Annotated in this window: 15 protein-coding genes and 1 other annotated feature; of the genes, 4 read left to right on the top strand and 11 right to left on the bottom strand. The window is 57.7% G+C overall.

The genetic code is table 11. The annotated features are described in order from the left end of the window. Window positions 1–162 precede the first annotated feature (162 nt). Window positions 163–1,839 (top strand): YbaL family putative K(+) efflux transporter, encoded by a 1,677-nt coding sequence (gene ybaL / locus USG84_RS15450; protein ID WP_151413932.1) that lies wholly within the window; start codon window positions 163–165, stop codon window positions 1,837–1,839. A 106-nt stretch (window positions 1,840–1,945) separates the two neighbouring features. Here the strand turns inward: ybaL and USG84_RS15445 are convergent, their stop codons facing one another. From USG84_RS15445 to USG84_RS15405, 9 genes are all read right to left on the bottom strand, one after another. Further along, complete coding sequence (locus tag USG84_RS15445; RefSeq protein WP_061099007.1) at window positions 1,946–3,250, bottom strand: inosine/guanosine kinase; 1,305 nt, start codon at window positions 3,248–3,250, stop codon at window positions 1,946–1,948. Window positions 3,251–3,312: 62 nt separating this feature from the next. After that, window positions 3,313–4,275, bottom strand: a complete 963-nt coding sequence (gene hemH, locus USG84_RS15440; RefSeq protein WP_061099008.1) for a ferrochelatase — start codon at window positions 4,273–4,275, stop codon at window positions 3,313–3,315. 124 nt (window positions 4,276–4,399) lie between these two features. Next, window positions 4,400–5,044 (bottom strand): adenylate kinase, encoded by a 645-nt coding sequence (adk, locus tag USG84_RS15435; RefSeq protein ID WP_006809841.1) that lies wholly within the window; start codon window positions 5,042–5,044, stop codon window positions 4,400–4,402. Between the two features lie 195 nt (window positions 5,045–5,239). Next, window positions 5,240–7,114: a molecular chaperone HtpG gene (gene htpG, locus USG84_RS15430; RefSeq protein ID WP_151413933.1), complete on the bottom strand. Its 1,875-nt coding sequence runs from the start codon at window positions 7,112–7,114 to the stop codon at window positions 5,240–5,242. Window positions 7,115–7,224: 110 nt separating this feature from the next. After that, window positions 7,225–7,830, bottom strand: coding sequence for a recombination mediator RecR (gene recR, locus USG84_RS15425; protein ID WP_006809843.1), 606 nt, complete (start codon window positions 7,828–7,830; stop codon window positions 7,225–7,227). Then, window positions 7,830–8,162 (bottom strand): YbaB/EbfC family nucleoid-associated protein, encoded by a 333-nt coding sequence (locus tag USG84_RS15420; RefSeq protein WP_003858972.1) that lies wholly within the window; start codon window positions 8,160–8,162, stop codon window positions 7,830–7,832. Before USG84_RS15420 ends, recR begins: the two co-directional genes overlap by 1 nt. 53 nt (window positions 8,163–8,215) lie before the next feature. Next, the gene (gene dnaX, locus USG84_RS15415; protein WP_320738360.1) at window positions 8,216–10,144 is read right to left on the bottom strand and encodes a DNA polymerase III subunit gamma/tau; all 1,929 of its coding nucleotides are present in this window, start codon (window positions 10,142–10,144) and stop codon (window positions 8,216–8,218) included. Continuing rightward, window positions 8,822–8,886: a sequence feature (DnaX frameshifting element), on the bottom strand. It overlaps the preceding gene by 65 nt. Before the next feature lie 88 nt (window positions 10,145–10,232). Continuing rightward, window positions 10,233–10,784 (bottom strand): adenine phosphoribosyltransferase, encoded by a 552-nt coding sequence (gene apt / locus USG84_RS15410; RefSeq protein ID WP_000127359.1) that lies wholly within the window; start codon window positions 10,782–10,784, stop codon window positions 10,233–10,235. Between the two features lie 151 nt (window positions 10,785–10,935). Continuing rightward, window positions 10,936–11,313, bottom strand: coding sequence for a DUF454 family protein (locus USG84_RS15405; protein WP_061099011.1), 378 nt, complete (start codon window positions 11,311–11,313; stop codon window positions 10,936–10,938). 50 nt (window positions 11,314–11,363) lie between these two features. Here USG84_RS15405 and priC point away from each other — a divergent pair, with 50 nt between their 5' ends. Together priC and rsmS are read left to right on the top strand one after the other, a co-directional pair. Then, window positions 11,364–11,891 carry a primosomal replication protein N'' gene (gene priC / locus USG84_RS15400; protein ID WP_151413934.1) on the top strand — a complete coding sequence of 176 codons (528 nt, stop codon included), beginning with the start codon at window positions 11,364–11,366 and terminating at the stop codon, window positions 11,889–11,891. Between the two features lie 14 nt (window positions 11,892–11,905). Continuing rightward, complete coding sequence (rsmS, locus tag USG84_RS15395) at window positions 11,906–12,076, top strand: pleiotropic regulatory protein RsmS (protein ID WP_253540951.1); 171 nt, start codon at window positions 11,906–11,908, stop codon at window positions 12,074–12,076. Between the two features lie 51 nt (window positions 12,077–12,127). Here rsmS and mscK read toward each other — a convergent pair whose 3' ends face one another. Further along, window positions 12,128–15,505, bottom strand: a complete 3,378-nt coding sequence (gene mscK, locus USG84_RS15390; protein ID WP_253540949.1) for a mechanosensitive channel MscK — start codon at window positions 15,503–15,505, stop codon at window positions 12,128–12,130. A 113-nt stretch (window positions 15,506–15,618) separates the two neighbouring features. After that, window positions 15,619–16,272, bottom strand: a complete 654-nt coding sequence (gene acrR, locus USG84_RS15385; protein WP_151413935.1) for a multidrug efflux transporter transcriptional repressor AcrR — start codon at window positions 16,270–16,272, stop codon at window positions 15,619–15,621. Window positions 16,273–16,412: 140 nt separating this feature from the next. Here acrR and acrA point away from each other — a divergent pair, with 140 nt between their 5' ends. Further along, entirely contained in the window at window positions 16,413–17,606 is a 1,194-nt protein-coding gene (acrA, locus tag USG84_RS15380; protein ID WP_320738359.1) for a multidrug efflux RND transporter periplasmic adaptor subunit AcrA, read from the top strand. Window positions 17,607–17,628 lie beyond the last annotated feature (22 nt).

Below are 17,628 nucleotides of genomic sequence, written 5' to 3'. Positions count from 1 at the left end.
CCGCTCTGAATTTATCAATATGCGCCTTTTAAGGCGCATGTTGCCGTTTTATTCAAACTTCAACAATTATTCATAAACATAAGGGCAAAAATTGTCATAAACTATTACTGGCTTTTTGGTATTCACGCCAAAAATGGAACACTCACCGCGAAAGGAGACGGAATGCACCACGCCACACCGCTTATTACCACCATTGTTGGTGGACTTGTGCTCGCTTTTATCCTTGGCATGATTGCCAATAAGCTGCGTATTTCTCCTCTTGTCGGCTATTTGTTAGCGGGTGTACTGGCGGGGCCTTTCACGCCAGGCTTCGTGGCGGATACCAAACTGGCGCCAGAGCTGGCGGAGCTGGGCGTGATCCTGCTGATGTTTGGCGTGGGTCTGCATTTTTCTCTGAAGGATCTGATGGCGGTAAAGTCGATCGCCATACCGGGAGCGATCGCCCAGATAGGGGTGGCGACGCTGCTGGGGATGGCGCTTTCGGCAGTGCTGGGCTGGTCGCTGATGACCGGCATCGTATTTGGGCTGTGCCTCTCAACCGCCAGTACCGTGGTGCTACTGCGCGCGCTTGAAGAGAGGCAGCTGATAGACAGCCAGCGCGGGCAGATCGCAATAGGCTGGCTGATTGTGGAAGATCTGGTGATGGTGCTGACGCTGGTGCTGCTGCCCGCCGTCGCCGGAATGATGGAAAAAGACAACATCGGCTTCGCCTCGCTGGCGCTGGATATGAGCATCACCATCGGTAAGGTGGTGGCCTTTATCGCCATTATGATGCTGGTGGGCCGCCGTCTGGTGCCGTGGATCATGTCCCGCAGCGCGGCGACCGGCTCCCGCGAGCTGTTTACGCTCTCCGTGCTTGCGCTGGCGCTGGGCATTGCCTTTGGCGCCGTCGAGCTGTTCGACGTCTCCTTCGCGCTGGGCGCGTTCTTCGCCGGGATGGTGCTGAACGAGTCCGAGCTGAGCCACCGCGCGGCGCACGATACCCTGCCGCTGCGCGACGCGTTCGCCGTGCTGTTCTTTGTCTCCGTCGGCATGCTGTTTGACCCGATGATTCTGGTTCAGCAGCCGCTGGCCGTGCTGGGCACGCTGGCGATTATCATCTTCGGTAAGTCGGTCGCCGCCTTTTTCCTGGTGCGGATGTTCGGCCACTCCCCGCGTACGGCGCTGACGATTGCCGCCAGCCTGGCGCAGATCGGTGAGTTCGCCTTTATTCTGGCCGGTCTGGGCATGGTATTGAACCTGCTGCCGCAGGCGGGGCAAAATCTGGTGCTGGCGGGCGCGATTCTGTCGATTATGCTGAACCCGGTGCTGTTTGCCCTGCTGGAAAAATACCTCGAGAAGACCGAAACCCTCGAAGAGCAGACGCTGGAAGAGGCAACGGAAGAAGAAAAGCAGATCCCGGTAGATATTTGTAATCACGCCCTCCTGGTAGGCTTTGGCCGCGTCGGCAGCCTGCTCGGTGAGAAGCTGATGGCGCAGGGGATCCCGCTGGTAGTGATAGAAACCTCACGTACCCGCGTCGACGAGCTGCGCGAGCGCGGCATTCGTGCGGTGCTGGGCAATGCGGCGAACGAAGAGATCATGGAGCTGGCGCATCTGGACTGTGCCCGCTGGCTGCTGCTGACGATTCCGAACGGCTATGAAGCGGGAGAGATTGTGGCCTCCGCGCGTGAGAAGTGCCCGAATATCGAGATTATCGCCCGGGCGCACTATGACGACGAGGTGGAGTACATTACCGAGCGCGGTGCGGATCAGGTAGTGATGGGCGAGCGCGAAATTGCGAATACGATGCTGACGCTGCTGGCGAAACCGCCGGTTGAAGAAGGAGTGACGGGCTAGCTTGTGCGGTCTGATCACCCCTCACCCTAACCCTCTCCCCATGGGGGAGAGGGAACTTAAACACCCTCTCCCCCATGGGGAGAGGGCCGGGGTGAGGGGCCTTCTCTTACCTGTCCCAGTACGCCTCTTCGAGGCTGTCTTCTCGTTCCGGCAGACCGCGCGTTAAGCGCGGAGAATGCTGGTTCAGCACCTGATAGCTCACGCGGTTCGCGTACTTACACACCTGCGCCAGCGAGGAATAGGTCAGCCAGCTGAACTTGTGCTTGCTGGAGTTCGGCACGTTGGTTTTATGGTAGGCGTTGGCGGTAATGTCGTGCAGCAGCGCGGCCAGCGCGCCGTCGCCCGCGCCGTTAGTGTTCATAATCTTCTCCGGCCCGCCCATATACGGTGCAATGTGGGAGTAAATACGCAGCGGATTCACGCAATCTTTGTGGCGCATGCCGCGGCTGAACTCGTACTGGTTGAACTCGGCAATCGCGCCCGGCAGCAGCGGGTGCTGGGTTTTGCGTTTGCTCTCTTCTTCCGTGAAGCCCGCCATATACAGCCCGACAGGGCCGGCGGTGCAGAGCACCAGGTCCACCCAGTCCAGCGCTTTATCAGACGCCAGCAGCGGATCGCTCTCGCCGGTCAGCGCTTCGGCCTCTTCTTCGTTCATCGCCAGAATCGAGACGTGCTCTTTCAGGAAGGCCTGCCACCACTCCGGGTTATCGGCAATCACGAATTTAGTGCCCAGGGTTAACACCACCGGCACATCGTACTTTTTGGCGTACTCAATCGCCTTCATGGTCGCTTCCGGCATCGGCTCGCCCGGCTTGCAGCGCACCAGGTAGGAGGTCAGCACCAGCGCAGAGGCGCCCGCGATCACCTCTTCAGGAATGCTTTCCGCACGCAGCTTGTTCATGTGGCCCGGGCTGATGGCAAAGGTACGCTCGCCGGATTCGCCGATCAGCGTAAAGCAGCGGCCAATCGGCCCGTCTACGCCCTGGAGATAGTTCAGATCCGTACGGCTGGAGGTGTTGCACAGGTAGCGGTAGGCGTAGCCACCGATTTCGATATTGCTGCACATCACGCCGAGCAGGACCGAGCGGTCGTCTGCCAGAACGGAGTAGTTGTGCATGGTGTTGCCGATGGTGCCCCCGGCGAACTGATGGGTAATCAGGTTTTCGCGCACCAGCTCCTGGTACAGCGCTTCGGCAACGTCGTCCTCAATCACCAGGGAGTGACCGGCGCTCAGACCGTAACGGGCGACAAACTCATCATCCACTTTCGCTTCAATGTCCACCAGCGTCTGGTCGATACCGACGACCCAGGCCGCGCTGGTTTCATTTTCAGGCTGGATTTGCTGCAGGAGCGGATCGCGGGCATCGACGGGAAAGTAGTGTTTGGATTTGCGTTTACCGGGAAATTTCATGGTCTGAACTGTACGAAGAATATGGGCCGGGAATGGTAGCACAAACCCGGCCCGGAGTGCGATCAGCGGCTGTTCGTCACCAGCGAGACCATCATGTCGATATGCTCAGGCGAGTCGTTAAGCGCCGGAATGTATTCGTACTTTTCGCCACCAGCCTCAAGGAAAAATTCCCGGTTTTGCACCGCGATCTCCTCCAGCGTTTCCAGACAGTCCGCCGAGAAGCCCGGCGACATCACCTGAATGTGCTTCACGCCCTTCTCACCGAGCATTTTGAGGGTTTCATCGGTGTACGGCGTCAGCCACGGCTCGCGACCAAAGCGCGACTGGAAGGTCATCATCACCTTCTCCGGCGGCAGGCCGAGGGCGGAGACCAGCTCGCGGGTGGTATCGCGGCAGCGCTGCGGGTAATCATCCCCTTCGTTGGCGAAACGCTGCGGGATCCCGTGATAGGAGAGCAGCAGCAGATCCGGCTCGCCGTGCTTTTCAAACGACGCTCGGGCGCTGTTGGCAAGCGCCTTGATGTAGAGATCGTTATCGGCGTAATCGCGGATAAAGGTCACGCCCGGAATGCGGCGGCGGGTTGCCAGAATGCGGGCCAGCTCGTCCCAGACGGCGGCCACCGTCGAGCAGGAGTACTGCGGATATAGTGCCAGCACGACGATATGGTCCACGCCCTGCGCCAGCAGGGAGTCCACCGCGCTTTTCAGGGACGGTTTTCCGTAACTCATACCGAGCGCGACGGGCATATCCGGCAGGCGGGCGGCCAGCGCTTTCTCCTGACGACGGCTGTAAACCATCAGCGGCGAACCCTCTTCCATCCAGACGGACTGATAGAGTTTGGCGACGCGCGGAGAGCGAATCGGCAGAATGACGCCACGCAGCAGCGGCCACCACAGCAGTCTCGGAAAATCCACGACGCGCGTGTCGCTTAAAAATTGTCGCAGGTAGCGTTTTACCGCGTCTGGAGTGGGTGCTTCTGGAGTGCCCAGATTGGCAAGCAGGATGCCGGTTTTCGCCTGACTCATTCACGCCTCTTAACCATTTGATAGGTTGTCAATTGTAGCGGAAATGCGTTTAAACGAAACCCATTGCTGTAATAGGTAAGATGAGAATATTTCTCACCCGGGACCCCGGGTGAGAGGCGTGCGATTAGCCGAGGATTTTTTCCAGCTCTGCACGTACGTCAGCCACGGCTTTGGTGCCGTCAACTTTGGCGTATTTGGTGTTACCCGCCTGCGCTTCTTTGGTGTAGTAGCCGATCAGCGGCGCGGTCATCTGATGGTATTCCACCAGGCGTTTACGCACGGTCTCTTCCTGATCGTCTTTACGGGTGGTCAGCTCTTCGCCGGTCACGTCGTCTTTGCCTTCAACCTTAGGCGGGTTGAATTTGATGTGGTAAACGCGGCCAGAGGCAGCGTGCACGCGACGGCCAACGATACGGTCAACGATCAGCTCGTCCGGTACGTCGAACTCCAGAACGTAGTCCACGTTGATGCCCGCTTCTTTCATGGCGTCAGCCTGAGGAATGGTGCGCGGGAAGCCGTCCAGCAGGAAACCGTTACGGCAGTCTTCCTGCGCAATGCGCTCTTTAACCAGCGCGATAACCAGCTCGTCGGTTACCAGCTTGCCTGCGTCCATGATGTCTTTCGCTTGTTTACCCAGCTCGGAGCCAGATTTAACAGCGGCGCGCAGCATGTCACCGGTGGAGATTTGCGGAATACCGTATTTCTCCATGATGAACTGAGCCTGAGTTCCTTTACCCGCGCCCGGAGCGCCAAGCAGAATAATACGCATTGCGAAAATCCCCTCAAATGTCGTTTCAATTTTTCAAAAGCGCTAAACAATACCACCAGAACGGGCGTGGCTCAAGGAAGGCGGGAAGGCTGAAACGGTTAATGGGGGGAGATAATTTGGCGTTGTGCGGTCTGGTGCCCTCACCCCGGCCCTCTCCCACGGGGAGAGGGAGAAGACCAGGGGAGACGTGGTCAGTTACGCCAGCAGCAGCGCATTCACACGTTTAATGAACAGGTTAGGATCTTCCAGCGTGCCGCGCTCGGCCAGCAGGGACTGATCCAGCAGCAGTTCAACCCACTCGGCGAAGCGGGCTTCATCCTGGGTATCCGCCGCGCGTTTCACCAGCGGATGATCCGGATTAAGCTCAAAGATATATTTCACTTCCGGCACCGCCTGGCCCGCCGCGGCGAACAGCTTCGCCATCTGGGTGCTCATTTCGTCAGCATCGGTGGTGACAATCGCCGGGGTGTCGGTCAGACGGTGCGTGAAGCGCACCTCTTTCACGCGGTCGCCCAGCAGAGTTTTCACGCGCTCAACGAACGGCTCCAGCGCCTTCTCGGCCTCTTTCGCGCTTTCGTCCACTTCATCCGCCAGCTTGTCGATGGACTCGTCGGCTTTAGCAACGGACTGGAACGCCTTACCGTAGAACTCGGTCAGGTAGTTCATCATCCACTCGTCGATGCGGTCAGAAAGCAGCAGCACTTCGATGCCTTTCTTACGCAGCAGCTCCAGGTGCGGGCTGCTCTTCGCCGCCGCGTAGCTGTCGGCGGTGATGTAGTAGATCTTCTCCTGCCCCTCTTTCATGCGGGAGACGTAGTCTTCCAGCGACACGGTCTGCGCGGAGGAGTCGGTGTGCGTGGAGGCGAAGCGCAGCAGTTTGGCGATCGTTTCGACGTTCGCAGCGTCTTCCGCCGGGCCTTCTTTCAGCACCAGGCCGAACTGTTTCCAGAAGGTCTGGTATTTTTCGGCATCGTCTTTCGCCAGTTTTTCCAGCATCTGCAGCGCGCGTTTGGTCAGCGCGTTACGCAGGTTGCGGGTAACGGTGCTGTCCTGCAGAATTTCGCGGGAGACATTCAGCGGCAGATCGTTGGAATCTATCAGGCCGCGGACGAAGCGCAGGTAGTTCGGCATGAACTGCTCGGCGTCGTCCATGATGAATACGCGCTGCACGTACAGCTTCAGGCCGTGCTTGTGATCGCGGTTCCACATGTCCCACGGCGCCTGCGCCGGGATATACAGCAGGCTGGTGTACTCCTGCTTACCTTCCACACGGTTGTGGCTCCAGGTCAGCGGGTCGGTAAAGTCGTGGGCGATGTGCTTGTAGAACTCGTTGTATTCGTCGTCTTTAATTTCAGACTTGTTGCGCGTCCACAGCGCCTGCGCCTTGTTGATCTTCTCCCAGGAAACCACGGTTTCACCGTCTTTCTCTTCCTGTTTTTCAATCTCTACCGGCAGGGCGATGTGGTCGGAATACTTGCTGATGATGGAGCGCACGCGCCAGTCGTTCAGGAAATCGTCTTCGCCTTCGCGCAGGTGCAGGGTGATTTCGGTCCCGCGATCCGCTTTGGTGATGTCATCAACGGTGTATTCGCCTTCCCCTTTGGACTCCCACAGCACGCCATTCCCGGCGCTGTCGCCCGCGGCACGGGTGCGCACGGTGACTTTGTCCGCCACGATGAACGCCGAGTAGAAGCCCACGCCGAACTGACCGATCAGCTGGCTGTCTTTCGCCTGGTCAGAGCCCATGGACTCGAGGAACGCTTTGGTGCCGGATTTGGCGATGGTCCCGAGGTGGTCGATCACCTCGTCGCGGTTCATCCCGATGCCGTTGTCGGCAATCGTCAGGGTGCGGTTCTCTTTGTTGAAAGAGACGCGCACGCGCAGCTCGCCGTCGCCTTCGTACAGATCCGGGTTGGACAGCGCGCGGAAGCGCAGCTTGTCCGCCGCATCAGAGGCGTTGGAAATCAGCTCACGCAGGAAAATTTCTTTGTTGGAATACAGGGAATGGATCATCAGGTGCAGAAGCTGTTTTACTTCTGACTGGAAACCGCGGGTTTCTTGTCCTTTCATCTAAGTCGACCTCAACAATGCCATTTAATGGGGTTGTAAAACGTTGAGGGAGAGATGGGGATAAGGGGGGAAATTTTCAAGCGGAGGCCGCGCGCGCAGCCTCCGTTTGGTCAGAAAATAATCTTGTGGCGTCCGGCCAGCGAGTGCGACAGCGTGGTGCCATCGACCATCTCCAGCTCGCCGCCCACCGGCACGCCGTGGGCGATGCGGCTGGCGTCAACGCCGTACTGCGCGCACAGCTCGGCGATGTAGTTGGCGGTTGCCTCCCCTTCCACCGTGGGGTTGGTGGCGAGGATCACCTCTTTGATCGTTTCGGACTCCAGGCGCTGTTCAAGGCGGTCGAGACCGATATCGTCCGGGCCAATGCCGTCCAGCGGGGAGAGATGCCCCATCAGCACGAAGTAGCGGCCGGAAAACTGCCCGGTTTGTTCGATCGCGTAGATGTCCGCCGGACTCTCCACCACGCAAATCTGACCGTTTTCCTGGCGACGCGGGTTCGTACAGATGTTACATACGTCCTGCTCGGTAAAGGTGCGGCAATCCGCACAGTGACCAATTTCTGACATGGCGCGGGTCAAAGCCTGCGCCAGGCGCATCCCGCCGCTGCGGTCGCGCTGCAATAGCGTAAACGCCATGCGCTGCGCTGACTTCGGGCCAACGCCCGGCAGGCAGCGCAGCGCTTCCATTAACTGCGTGAGCAGCGGACTGGTTTGCATCAGAACGGCATCTTAAAGCCCGGCGGCAGCTGCATACCGCTGGAAACAGAGGCCATTTTCTCTTTCTGGGTTTCGTCGATACGGCGAGCGGCATCGTTAAACGCGGCTGCAACCAGATCTTCCAGCATCTCTTTGTCGTCTTCGAGCAGGCTCGGGTCGATTTCCACGCGACGGCAGTTGTGCGCACCGTTGATGGTCACCTTGACCAGACCGGCACCGGATTCACCCGTGACTTCCAGCTGAGCGATCTCTTCCTGCATCTTCTGCATTTTTTCCTGCATCTGCTGAGCCTGCTTCATCAGGCCACCCAGACCGCCTTTTCCACCAAACATAGGCTTCTCTCTTCTTTCACGTTAAGGATTACAACCGTAAGTCAGACTCACGATCAAATGGGGCGAATACTCTCTTCATCCAGATCGGCGTCGAAGAACCGGCGCAGGGTCTGAATGTTGTTATCCGCAATTATCGCCTCGCGCGCCTGCGCGAGCTTCTCTTCATAAATGGCCTGGCGCCACTCGAGCGGCGTTTTCACTGCCGGATTATCATCTTCAATGATAGTCAATTCAACCGGTGAACCCTGTAAAGCAGCAAGCGCCTCGGCCAGCGCCTTTTGCGCGCCAGGGGAATTGAGGTGCCGCTGGCCCGGACGCAGGTGCAGACGCACCTGATTGCCGTCCTGCTCTTTCCAGGCGTTCAGCGCGACCTGCTCCACCAGCTTCGGCAGCTGGAGTTTGCTGACCTCAGCGGCCCAGGCGTCGCGCGCAATAGATTCTTCGGCAAGCTTCGCGGAAAGCTCCGGCGTCTTCTCATGCTCCAGCGCCTTTTTCAGCGCTTTTGGCGTGGCGACCTCTTCCTTCACCGTTTCGGTGATGGTGGTTGCCTTCCAGCGGTAAGCCTCTTCTTTCACCGGGGCTTTCTGCTCGAGCGCGGACGGTGCCGGACGCGACTGTACGCGCTCCGTTACCGAGGCCAGTCGTTCAAGCGCGGCGTTGTTCACCGGCCGCGCTCTTCCTGGCGCTGCCGGTTCACTCTTTTTTGGTTTGGTTACTCCCTGCGCACGCTGCAGCTGGCTGCGTGCGGCAAGCACCGAACTGGTGGCATCCGACAGCGGCACGTTTTGCTGTGGCGGCGGTGTCGGCTGCGGCGGCACCTGCTGCGGCGACATTACCGCCGTAGGGGCGACCGGGGCGAAAGACTGCCGCGGCACTTCCGGCTCCGGCAGCGGCATGCGCGGGTGGAAAGCCAGCGCGCGCAGCAGCGTCATTTCAACGCCCATACGCGGATCCGGTGCGTACGGCAGCTCTTTGCGGCCAATCAGCAGCGTCTGGTAATACAGCTGCACGTCGGCAGGCGGCACGGTGCGGGCAAGTTCGCGCATCCGCTGTTCAATGGCGGCCATGTCCGCACCGATGGCCGACGGAGACAGCTGCAGCATCGCCACGCGGTGCAGCAGGCTGAGCATCTCGACCAGCAGCGCTTCCCATTCAATGCCCCTACCCGCGGCGGCGTTGACCAGCGACATCACGCGCTCGCCGTTGGCGGCAATCATCGCTTCGATGAGCGACAGCGCCTGATCGTCATCCAGCGTGCCGAGCATGGTGCTGACCGCCTCGGTGGAGAGCTTGCCGTCACCGCTGGCAATCGCCTGGTCGGTCAGGCTCAGCGCATCACGCAGGCTGCCGTCCGCCGCGCGGGCCAGCAGCTGCAGGGCGCGCGGCTCGTGAACGATCTTCTCTTCATCAAGGATGTGCTCAAGCTGAGCGCGGATCTGCTCAACGTCCAGCGCCTTCAGGTGGAACTGCAGGCAGCGCGACAGGATGGTGACCGGCAGCTTTTGCGGATCGGTGGTCGCCAGCAGGAATTTAACGTGCGCGGGCGGCTCTTCCAGCGTTTTCAGCAGGGCGTTAAAGCTGTGGCGCGACAGCATGTGCACTTCATCGATCAGGTAGACCTTGAAGCGTCCGCGCGCCGGAGCGTACTGCACGTTATCGAGCAGATCGCGGGTGTCTTCCACTTTGGTACGCGAGGCGGCGTCGATCTCGATCAGATCGACAAAACGCCCCTGCTCGATCTCCCGGCAGTTATCGCACACGCCGCACGGGGTGGCGGTGACCCCGGTTTCGCAGTTGAGACCTTTCGCCAGCAGACGGGCAATAGAGGTCTTACCGACGCCGCGGGTGCCGGAAAAAAGATAGGCGTGATGGATGCGACCTAGCGACAAGCCGTTCGCCAGGGCCGTCAGCACATGTTCCTGACCGACAACGTCAGCAAAGGTTTGTGGTCGCCATTTACGGGCTAACACCTGATAACTCATGGGCAGGCTCTGCAACGCTGGAAGGTGAATTTATGGAGGGGAATGCTATCACAACCTCACCCATTGAGCGAGGTTGTGAAAACCGGGATTAATGACCCGGGAAAGGCACCAGGCTGTAGCTGGTAATGCCCTGTTTTTCCAGGCGCTGTTCACCGCCGAGATCGAACAGGTTGATGATGAAGGCCGCGTCGGTCACTTCCCCACCCAGACGACGGATCAGCTTCACGGTCGCTTCAATGGTGCCGCCGGTTGCCAGCAGATCGTCCACCACCAGCACTTTGTCGCCAGGCTTGATGGCATCAACGTGGATTTCCAGCTGATCGGTGCCGTACTCCAGCTCGTAGCTCTCCGCGATGGTTTCACGCGGCAGCTTGCGCGGCTTACGCACCGGCACAAAACCCACGCCCATCGCCAGCGCAACCGGTGCGCCGAACAGGAAGCCACGGGCTTCGGTACCTACTACTTTGGTGATCCCGGCGTTTTTATAACGCTCCACCAGCAGTTCAATGCTGAGCGCGTACGCTTTCGGGTCTTCCAGCAAGCTGGTGACATCACGGAAAAGAATGCCAGGCTTTGGATAGTCCTGGATGCTTTTGATGCTGTTTTTCAGATATTCAAGCTGCTGTGCAGTTGCGGTCATCGGTTTGTGCCTAAATGAAACAGTGTTACTCACGGCGCGCAACGAGTCGGTAAAGGTAACAATTGTTTAACCTTTAACCAAGCGCGCCTGTGCTCGAAAACGGTCGAATTTACTGGCTGTACGCAATAATTGCAACCGTCATGATAAGGCTTCAGTGCTTTTGTTGCTTTTCATCAACCACGGGGATCCGCCACATGAAGATAAGCAGGCAGGAGAGGATGAAAAGCAGCAGGATCCGTACCCACATCATTTTCACCAGCCATAATGAAATCGCGAAGGTGATGAGGATCACCGCGATCGCGCGCGGCTTGGCCCCAGGCGGCATGGCCCGATATTTTTGCCAGTGGCGCAGGTAGCCGCCAAACCACGAGCGATAGAGCAGCCAGTGGTGAAAGCGCGGCGACGAGCGGGCGAAGCACCAGGCCGCCAGCAGGATGAACGGCGTGGTCGGTAACAGGGGTAAAACAACGCCCAGCGTGCCCAGCACTACCGCGAGCCAGCCAATGATGATTAAAATAGTACGCTGCATAATGCGAATCGTTATCAAACTGAACGGCTACTTTACCACTGGAGAGCGCCTTGAAAACAGCCTTGCTTCTTGAGACGCTGCAAAATCAGCTGACAACACTGCGGACGCAGGCCACGCCGCTGCTGGGCCACGCCACGGTGAAGCCGCGCTTTGACCGGCAGCTGTTCCGCACCCGCAGCACCGTCATTCAGGATTATCTTGCAGAGGCGCAGACCAATCTCGACGAATTGCGCCACGCGGTTGAAAGCGGGCAGAAGGAGCAGGTAGCGTGGCTTGCGGAGCATCTCACCGAGCAGATCACCGCCCTGCACCGCGAAATCGCCGCCTGGCCGCTGCGCGCCTGGGACAGCGCTTCTCCGGGGCCTGGAAAATGGCAGCGCAAGCGGCTGGAGAACCAGGAGTTCGAGCGTCGTCTGTTTGAGATGAAGCGCGAGCGCGAGACGCGCCTGAACAACAGTGAAACGCTGGAAGAGCAGCAGCTATTGATGCGCGAGATTAGCGCCCTGGAAGGCCGCATCGTCCGCTGCCGTCAGGCGCTGGATGAGATTGAGCGCGTGATTGAACGCCTGACCCGTTAACAGGAGCCACATCTATGTCACTGGAAAATGCACCCGATGAGGTCAAGCTGGCCGTCGATTTGATTATGCTGCTGGAGAATCATGAGATCCCGGCGGAGACGGTGCTGAAGGCACTGGAGATTGTGCGGCGGGATTTTGAGGAAAAGGTGAAGGCCGGTTGCCCTCACACTAACCCTCTCCCTTGAGGGAGAGGGGACCGTTAGGTGCGGTTTGAAAGCTCTGCACTGATTCGCTTTTTACCCTCTCCCCTCTGGGGAGAGGGCAGGGTGAGGGGCAGGGTTTTCCTCACCCTTAATCTCGCGCTTCACTTCCGTGTGCTCGTCACCTTTCTCGTTATGCAGGTGAACCTCAAGCTGGTTGAAGGCGATATTAATGTTGTTTTCACGGCACAGGCGGTCGATTGCGCGGTTGAGTTCATCAACGGTGTAGCTGCGATCGCGCAGTTCACGCACGTATAAACGCAGCTCATGATCCAGCGTGCTTGGCCCGAAGGTGGTGAAGAACACGTCTGGCGCAGGATCGTGCATGACTTTTGGATGCGATTTAGCAGCTTTAAGCAATACCTCTTTCACTTTATCCAGATCGGAACCGTAGGCCACGCCGAGGCGAATCACCACGCGCGTGGTGGTATCCGAGAGCGACCAGTTGATCAGACGCTCGGTCACGAACGCTTTGTTCGGGATGATCACCTCTTTACGATCGAAATCGGTGATGGTGGTGGCACGTATTCGGATCTTACTGACCGTACCGGAGAACGTACCGATAGTGACGGTATCGCCGATACGCACCGGACGTTCGAACAGAATGATCAGGCCGGAGACAAAGTTACCGAAGATCTCCTGCAGGCCAAAACCAAGACCGACCGAGAGGGCCGCCGCCAGCCACTGCAGTTTATCCCACGAGACGCCCAGCGAGCCGAATACCGTCATCGCGCCAACGATAATGATGACGTAATTCAGGATGGTGGTGATGGCGTAAGACGCCCCCTGGCGCAGGTTCAGCCTGGAGAGCACCAGCACTTCCAGCAGACCCGGCAGGTTGCGAATCAGCGCCCAGGCCACCACCGACGACACCAGCGCAAACAGCAGGCTGCCCATGGTGACGCTTTTCATCACCGCCGCGCCGGCTTCGGTACCGTTGTACTGCCAGAGGGTAATACTGTCGAGATAGGCGAAGACGGTAATTAAATCAGACCAGATCGCCCAGAACATGACCGCAAACAGGGCGATCATCACCAGCATGGTGATACGCAGCGTCTGCTGGTTAACCTGCTCCAGCGCGATGGTCGGCTCTTCCTGCGGCTCCGCGCCTTCGGCGCCCTCTTTTACCTGATGCTGGCGACGCGCAATGGCACGGCGGTAAGCGATGCGGCGGGCCGCGACGCTTAAGCCGCGCAGCACGGTCTGATAGAGCAGGTTCCAGACGATCACCAGATAGACCGTCTCGATCCAGCGCCCGGACAGGCGCAGCGTGGTGTAGAAGTAGCCCGTTGCCGTAAGCACCATCAGCGCCAGCGGAATGATCGCCAGCACCGTCACGGTGGCCAGACGAAGATTGTGGGACTCTTTATCGCGCCAGCTGTCGCGGCACATCGGCCACATCAGGATAGCAATCAGCAGCAGGTTGAGCAGAATGACCAGCTGACCCAGCACGTCATCCATCAGATGCAGCGGGGAAAGCTCAGACACCACCGACCAGAAGTGCAGCGGCAGGAGCGCCAGGCTGACGCGCACAATTTGACGACGCCAGTGGCTGGTCAGCTGAGCAGGCATGTTGAAGTGACGCACCGCGACGCCGTCTTTTTCCAGCACCTTCCAGCACACGCCGAATACCAGCCAGAACAGCGCCAGTTTTTTACTGAACGCCCACAGCAGATCGCTGACGTTAAGCTGCATCGTGAGCAGGATCAGGCCCACGGCCAGAATAATCAGGCACACCGGCAGCGCGCGGATGAGATCGATCAGAATCGCTTTTGGCGTATGGAGCTGGCTGTCGTTACGCAGTTGCCCCACTTCCGACGCCAGCTTCGCCTGGTACTGTTTCAGCCATTTCAAACGCCAGCGGATCAGACCGGCAATCAGCAGCAGCGGTAAACCGGCCAGGAAAGCAATCATTACCGCAGGCCAGGCTTTCTCCCAGTTTACGGTGATTTTCATGCTCTTAATCTGCGTTTTCAGCGTCTCCGGGAAGGACTTAATCCAGTCCCAGTCCATCGGCTTGTTGCTGTTCACCCAGAAAATCTGCTGCGTCAAAATCTCCTGCAGGCTTTTTGATACGCTGACCAGCTGCTGCTGGTTGATCTGCAGGTTAATCGCCATCATCAGCTGGTTGCCCAGCTGTTTATTCAGCTGATCCAGCAGTTCACGGCGCATATCCACCACCTGGAGCAGCGCGTCATGCACCTCAGGGTTCACGTCGCTGGAATGGCCCTCTTCAATTTTGGCAACGAAGGCATCGCTCTGGAAAAGGGCATCGCGCTGCTGGTTGACGTCAAACTGTTCCAGACGTAAATCCGCAATGCGGTTGGTCATGTCCTCCAGCTCGTCGGCGGACGGCAGCGTCTGCTGCTGCTGGTAGAGAATACGCGACAGCAGGAGGCTGCCCTTCAGAACCGCGATCTGCTCTTTGATGTTGCGTTCCGCCTGCAGCGCGCGATCCAGCCAGTTTTTCACTTTAATATTTTGTTGAACCAGCGAGTTGCCGTTTTCCGTCGCCAGTATCAGGCGCTGGCTGAGCTGATGGTTAGCCTCAAGCTCCTGTTTCACCAGCGGGTTGGCCTGAATACGGGCGGTTTCGTCCGGCGATACGGCCTCCTGGGCGGTTTTTTCCGTCAGGGTCAGGCGTTTGCTGTTTACCGCCTCCTGCAACAGCTGAAGCTGGTGTTCAAGGCGATTAATATTCGCCGTCACGTAATCACGCTGTTTCTGGAGCGTGTCCTGCAGCACCGTGTTCCCTTCCAGGCTTTTACGCTGCTGTTCGATTTGCGCATTGAGCAAGGACTGCTGAACCAGCAGCAGGGTTTGCTGAGTCGGGCGCAGCGTGCCTTCCCCTACCGTCGTGCCGTTCAGGCGGTTGCGGATCTGCTGCAGCTGCTGAGACGCGGTGTACATCGCATTTTGCACGCGCTCGGGCTGGGTTTGCAGGGAGACAAGCTGGCTGTTGTAGGTCGCGAGGTCGGACTGTGCGGTTTGCAAATCGTCGAGCAACTGGGCGACGCGGGATTCCAGCTGGCGTAATGAGAGCGTGGCGAGCGTCTTGCGCGTTTCGTCGTCGTTATCGACGTCGCTCAGCGCGCTCAGCGCTTCCGTGGCCTTACGCATGTTCTCAGGCGCCTGCGCCACCTTCTGACGAAGCTGGGTGGTTTCAGCTTTAACGCGCTCAATTTTATCAATGTTTTCCAGCGTTTCAGTCAGATCCTGCTGGGTGAGCTTCTCTACAGGAGAGAGTTCTTTTTGTTTGTTCAGGGTGTCGAGCTGCGACTGAATTTCACTGCGCGAAGGGATATCAGTGCTGTTGTCTGCACGAGCCCAGGTCAGCGGTGCGGTGAAGAAGAAAAACAGCATAGCAAGAAGCAATGCAAATACAGGATGTTGCGAGCGATTGATGGGCAGCATAGTTGTGAATGATGTCAGCAGATGACCGAAAATAGTCCGGCGTGAAGAATATCACGCTCACCGGAAGCAGAATAGCGAGAACGTTAGCCTCTGAGATAAATCCTGGAAAGGGCTCAGGCCGTGAGCGAAGGCGCGTCGCTGCGCAGCGTCGGGCAGAGCTGTAGCATTTCCAGTAAAATCGCCACGTAGCTGCGGGCTTCCCCTTTGAGGTCAAAAGACTGCGGCGCAAACAGCCAGTTTTCCATTAGCCCTGAAATGTAGCTGCGCATCAGGATAGCCGCCCGGCGGGTCAACAGATTGGCGGGTAATAGTTTTGCCTGCATACACAGGTTCAGGTTCTGTTCAATCCGGTCATAGCTCTCCAGGCTGAGGCTGCGCTGCGCCTGTTGCACTACCGCCATTTCACCCACGAACTCGCATTTATGAAAAATAATTTCCATCATTAATCTGCGACGCTCTTCAACTACCGTTGCTTCAAGGATATATACTAATATTTCTCTCAATACTGAGAGTGGATCGTCAGGGAATTTTGCCCGATACTCACTCTCGAGATCGCTAATGCTGGACTCTGAAAGCTCCCAGATTTCACTGAACAGATCTGACTTGTCTTTAAAATGCCAGTAAATCGCTCCCCGCGTCACACCGGCGGCCTGAGCAATTTGCGCCAGCGAGGTTGAAGAAACACCCTGCTGAGAGAACAAACGTATCGCCACATCCAGAATGTGTTGTCGGGTTTCCAGCGCTTGTTGTTTAGTTTTTCGTGCCATAGGTGAGTGAATTTACAGGAGTTAGATTTACATACATTTGTGAATGTATGTACCATAGCATGACGATAATATAAACGCAGCAATGGGTTTTAGACTCAGGACCCTTGATCAATTTGAAATCGGACACTCGAGGTTTATATATGAACAAAAACAGAGGGTTAACGCCTCTGGCGGTCGTTCTGATGCTCTCAGGCAGCTTAGCGCTTACAGGATGTGACGACAAACCGGCTCAACAAGGAGCTCAGCAGGCGCCAGAAGTCGGCGTTGTAACACTCAAATCTGAACCTCTGCAGATCACCACCGAATTACCAGGCCGTACTAGCGCTTACCGCATTGCGGAAGTTCGTCCTCAGGTTAGCGGCATTATCCTGAAACGTAACTTTACCGAAGGCGGCGATGTGCAGGCCGGTGAGTCTCTGTATCAGATTGATCCCGCGACCTATCAGGCTTCTTATGAAAGCGCGAAAGGTGACCTGGCTAAAGCACAAGCCGCGGCAAAAATTGCTCAGCTGACGCTGAACCGCTATCAGAAACTGCTCGGCACGAAGTACATCAGCCAACAGGATTACGATACCGCTCTGGCAGATGCCCAGCAGGCTAACGCGGCCGTGGTCGCAGCCAAAGCGGCTGTCGAAACTGCTCGTATTAACCTGGCCTACACCAAAGTGACCTCCCCTATCAGCGGTCGTATTGGTAAATCTTCCGTGACGGAAGGGGCGCTGGTGCAGAACGGGCAGACCACTGCGCTGGCTACCGTGCAGCAGCTTGATCCGATCTACGTTGACGTGACGCAGTCCAGCAACGATTTCCTGCGCCTGAAACAGGAGCTGGCTAACGGCACCCTGACACAGGAAAACGGCAAAGCCAAAGTGGAGCTGGTTACCAACGACGGTATCAAGTTCCCGCAGGAAGGTACTCTGGAATTCTCTGATGTGACGGTCGACCAGACCACCGGTTCCATCACCTTACGTGCGATTTTCCCGAACCCTGACAAAAATCTTCTGCCAGGTATGTTCGTTCGCGCGCGTCTGGAAGAAGGAACGAATCCAACCGCACTTCTGGTTCCACAGCAGGGTGTGACCCGCACGCCGCGCGGCGATGCGAGCGCACTGGTTGTCGGGGCAGATAACAAAGTCGAAACGCGCAATATCACCGCCACGCAGGCGATTGGCGATAAATGGCTGGTGACGGAAGGTCTGAAAGATGGCGATCGCGTGATTGTTACTGGTTTGCAAAAAGTACGTCCTGGCGCGCAGGTAAAAGCACAGGAAGTGACATCTGACGATAAACAACAAGCTTCGGCCGCTGGCCAGTCAGAACAAACCAAGTCTTAACTTAAACAGGAGCCGTTAAGAC

Origin of the sequence: Enterobacter sp. 168J2 (assembly GCF_034107265.1) — a bacterium.
GTDB classification, from domain to species: domain Bacteria; phylum Pseudomonadota; class Gammaproteobacteria; order Enterobacterales; family Enterobacteriaceae; genus Enterobacter; species Enterobacter nematophilus.
This window is presented reverse-complemented; position numbering and strand designations above follow the sequence as displayed.

Coding starts and splice junctions, on each gene's coding strand:
- ybaL (WP_151413932.1), top strand. CDS start 163: ATGCACCACGCCACACCGCTTATTACCACCATTGTTGGTGGACTTGTG.
- USG84_RS15445 (WP_061099007.1), bottom strand. CDS start 3,250: ATGAAATTTCCCGGTAAACGCAAATCCAAACACTACTTTCCCGTCGAT.
- hemH (WP_061099008.1), bottom strand. CDS start 4,275: ATGAGTCAGGCGAAAACCGGCATCCTGCTTGCCAATCTGGGCACTCCA.
- adk (WP_006809841.1), bottom strand. CDS start 5,044: ATGCGTATTATTCTGCTTGGCGCTCCGGGCGCGGGTAAAGGAACTCAG.
- htpG (WP_151413933.1), bottom strand. CDS start 7,114: ATGAAAGGACAAGAAACCCGCGGTTTCCAGTCAGAAGTAAAACAGCTT.
- recR (WP_006809843.1), bottom strand. CDS start 7,830: ATGCAAACCAGTCCGCTGCTCACGCAGTTAATGGAAGCGCTGCGCTGC.
- USG84_RS15420 (WP_003858972.1), bottom strand. CDS start 8,162: ATGTTTGGTGGAAAAGGCGGTCTGGGTGGCCTGATGAAGCAGGCTCAG.
- dnaX (WP_320738360.1), bottom strand. CDS start 10,144: ATGAGTTATCAGGTGTTAGCCCGTAAATGGCGACCACAAACCTTTGCT.
- apt (WP_000127359.1), bottom strand. CDS start 10,784: ATGACCGCAACTGCACAGCAGCTTGAATATCTGAAAAACAGCATCAAA.
- USG84_RS15405 (WP_061099011.1), bottom strand. CDS start 11,313: ATGCAGCGTACTATTTTAATCATCATTGGCTGGCTCGCGGTAGTGCTG.
- rsmS (WP_253540951.1), top strand. CDS start 11,906: ATGTCACTGGAAAATGCACCCGATGAGGTCAAGCTGGCCGTCGATTTG.
- mscK (WP_253540949.1), bottom strand. CDS start 15,505: ATGCTGCCCATCAATCGCTCGCAACATCCTGTATTTGCATTGCTTCTT.
- acrR (WP_151413935.1), bottom strand. CDS start 16,272: ATGGCACGAAAAACTAAACAACAAGCGCTGGAAACCCGACAACACATT.
- acrA (WP_320738359.1), top strand. CDS start 16,413: ATGAACAAAAACAGAGGGTTAACGCCTCTGGCGGTCGTTCTGATGCTC.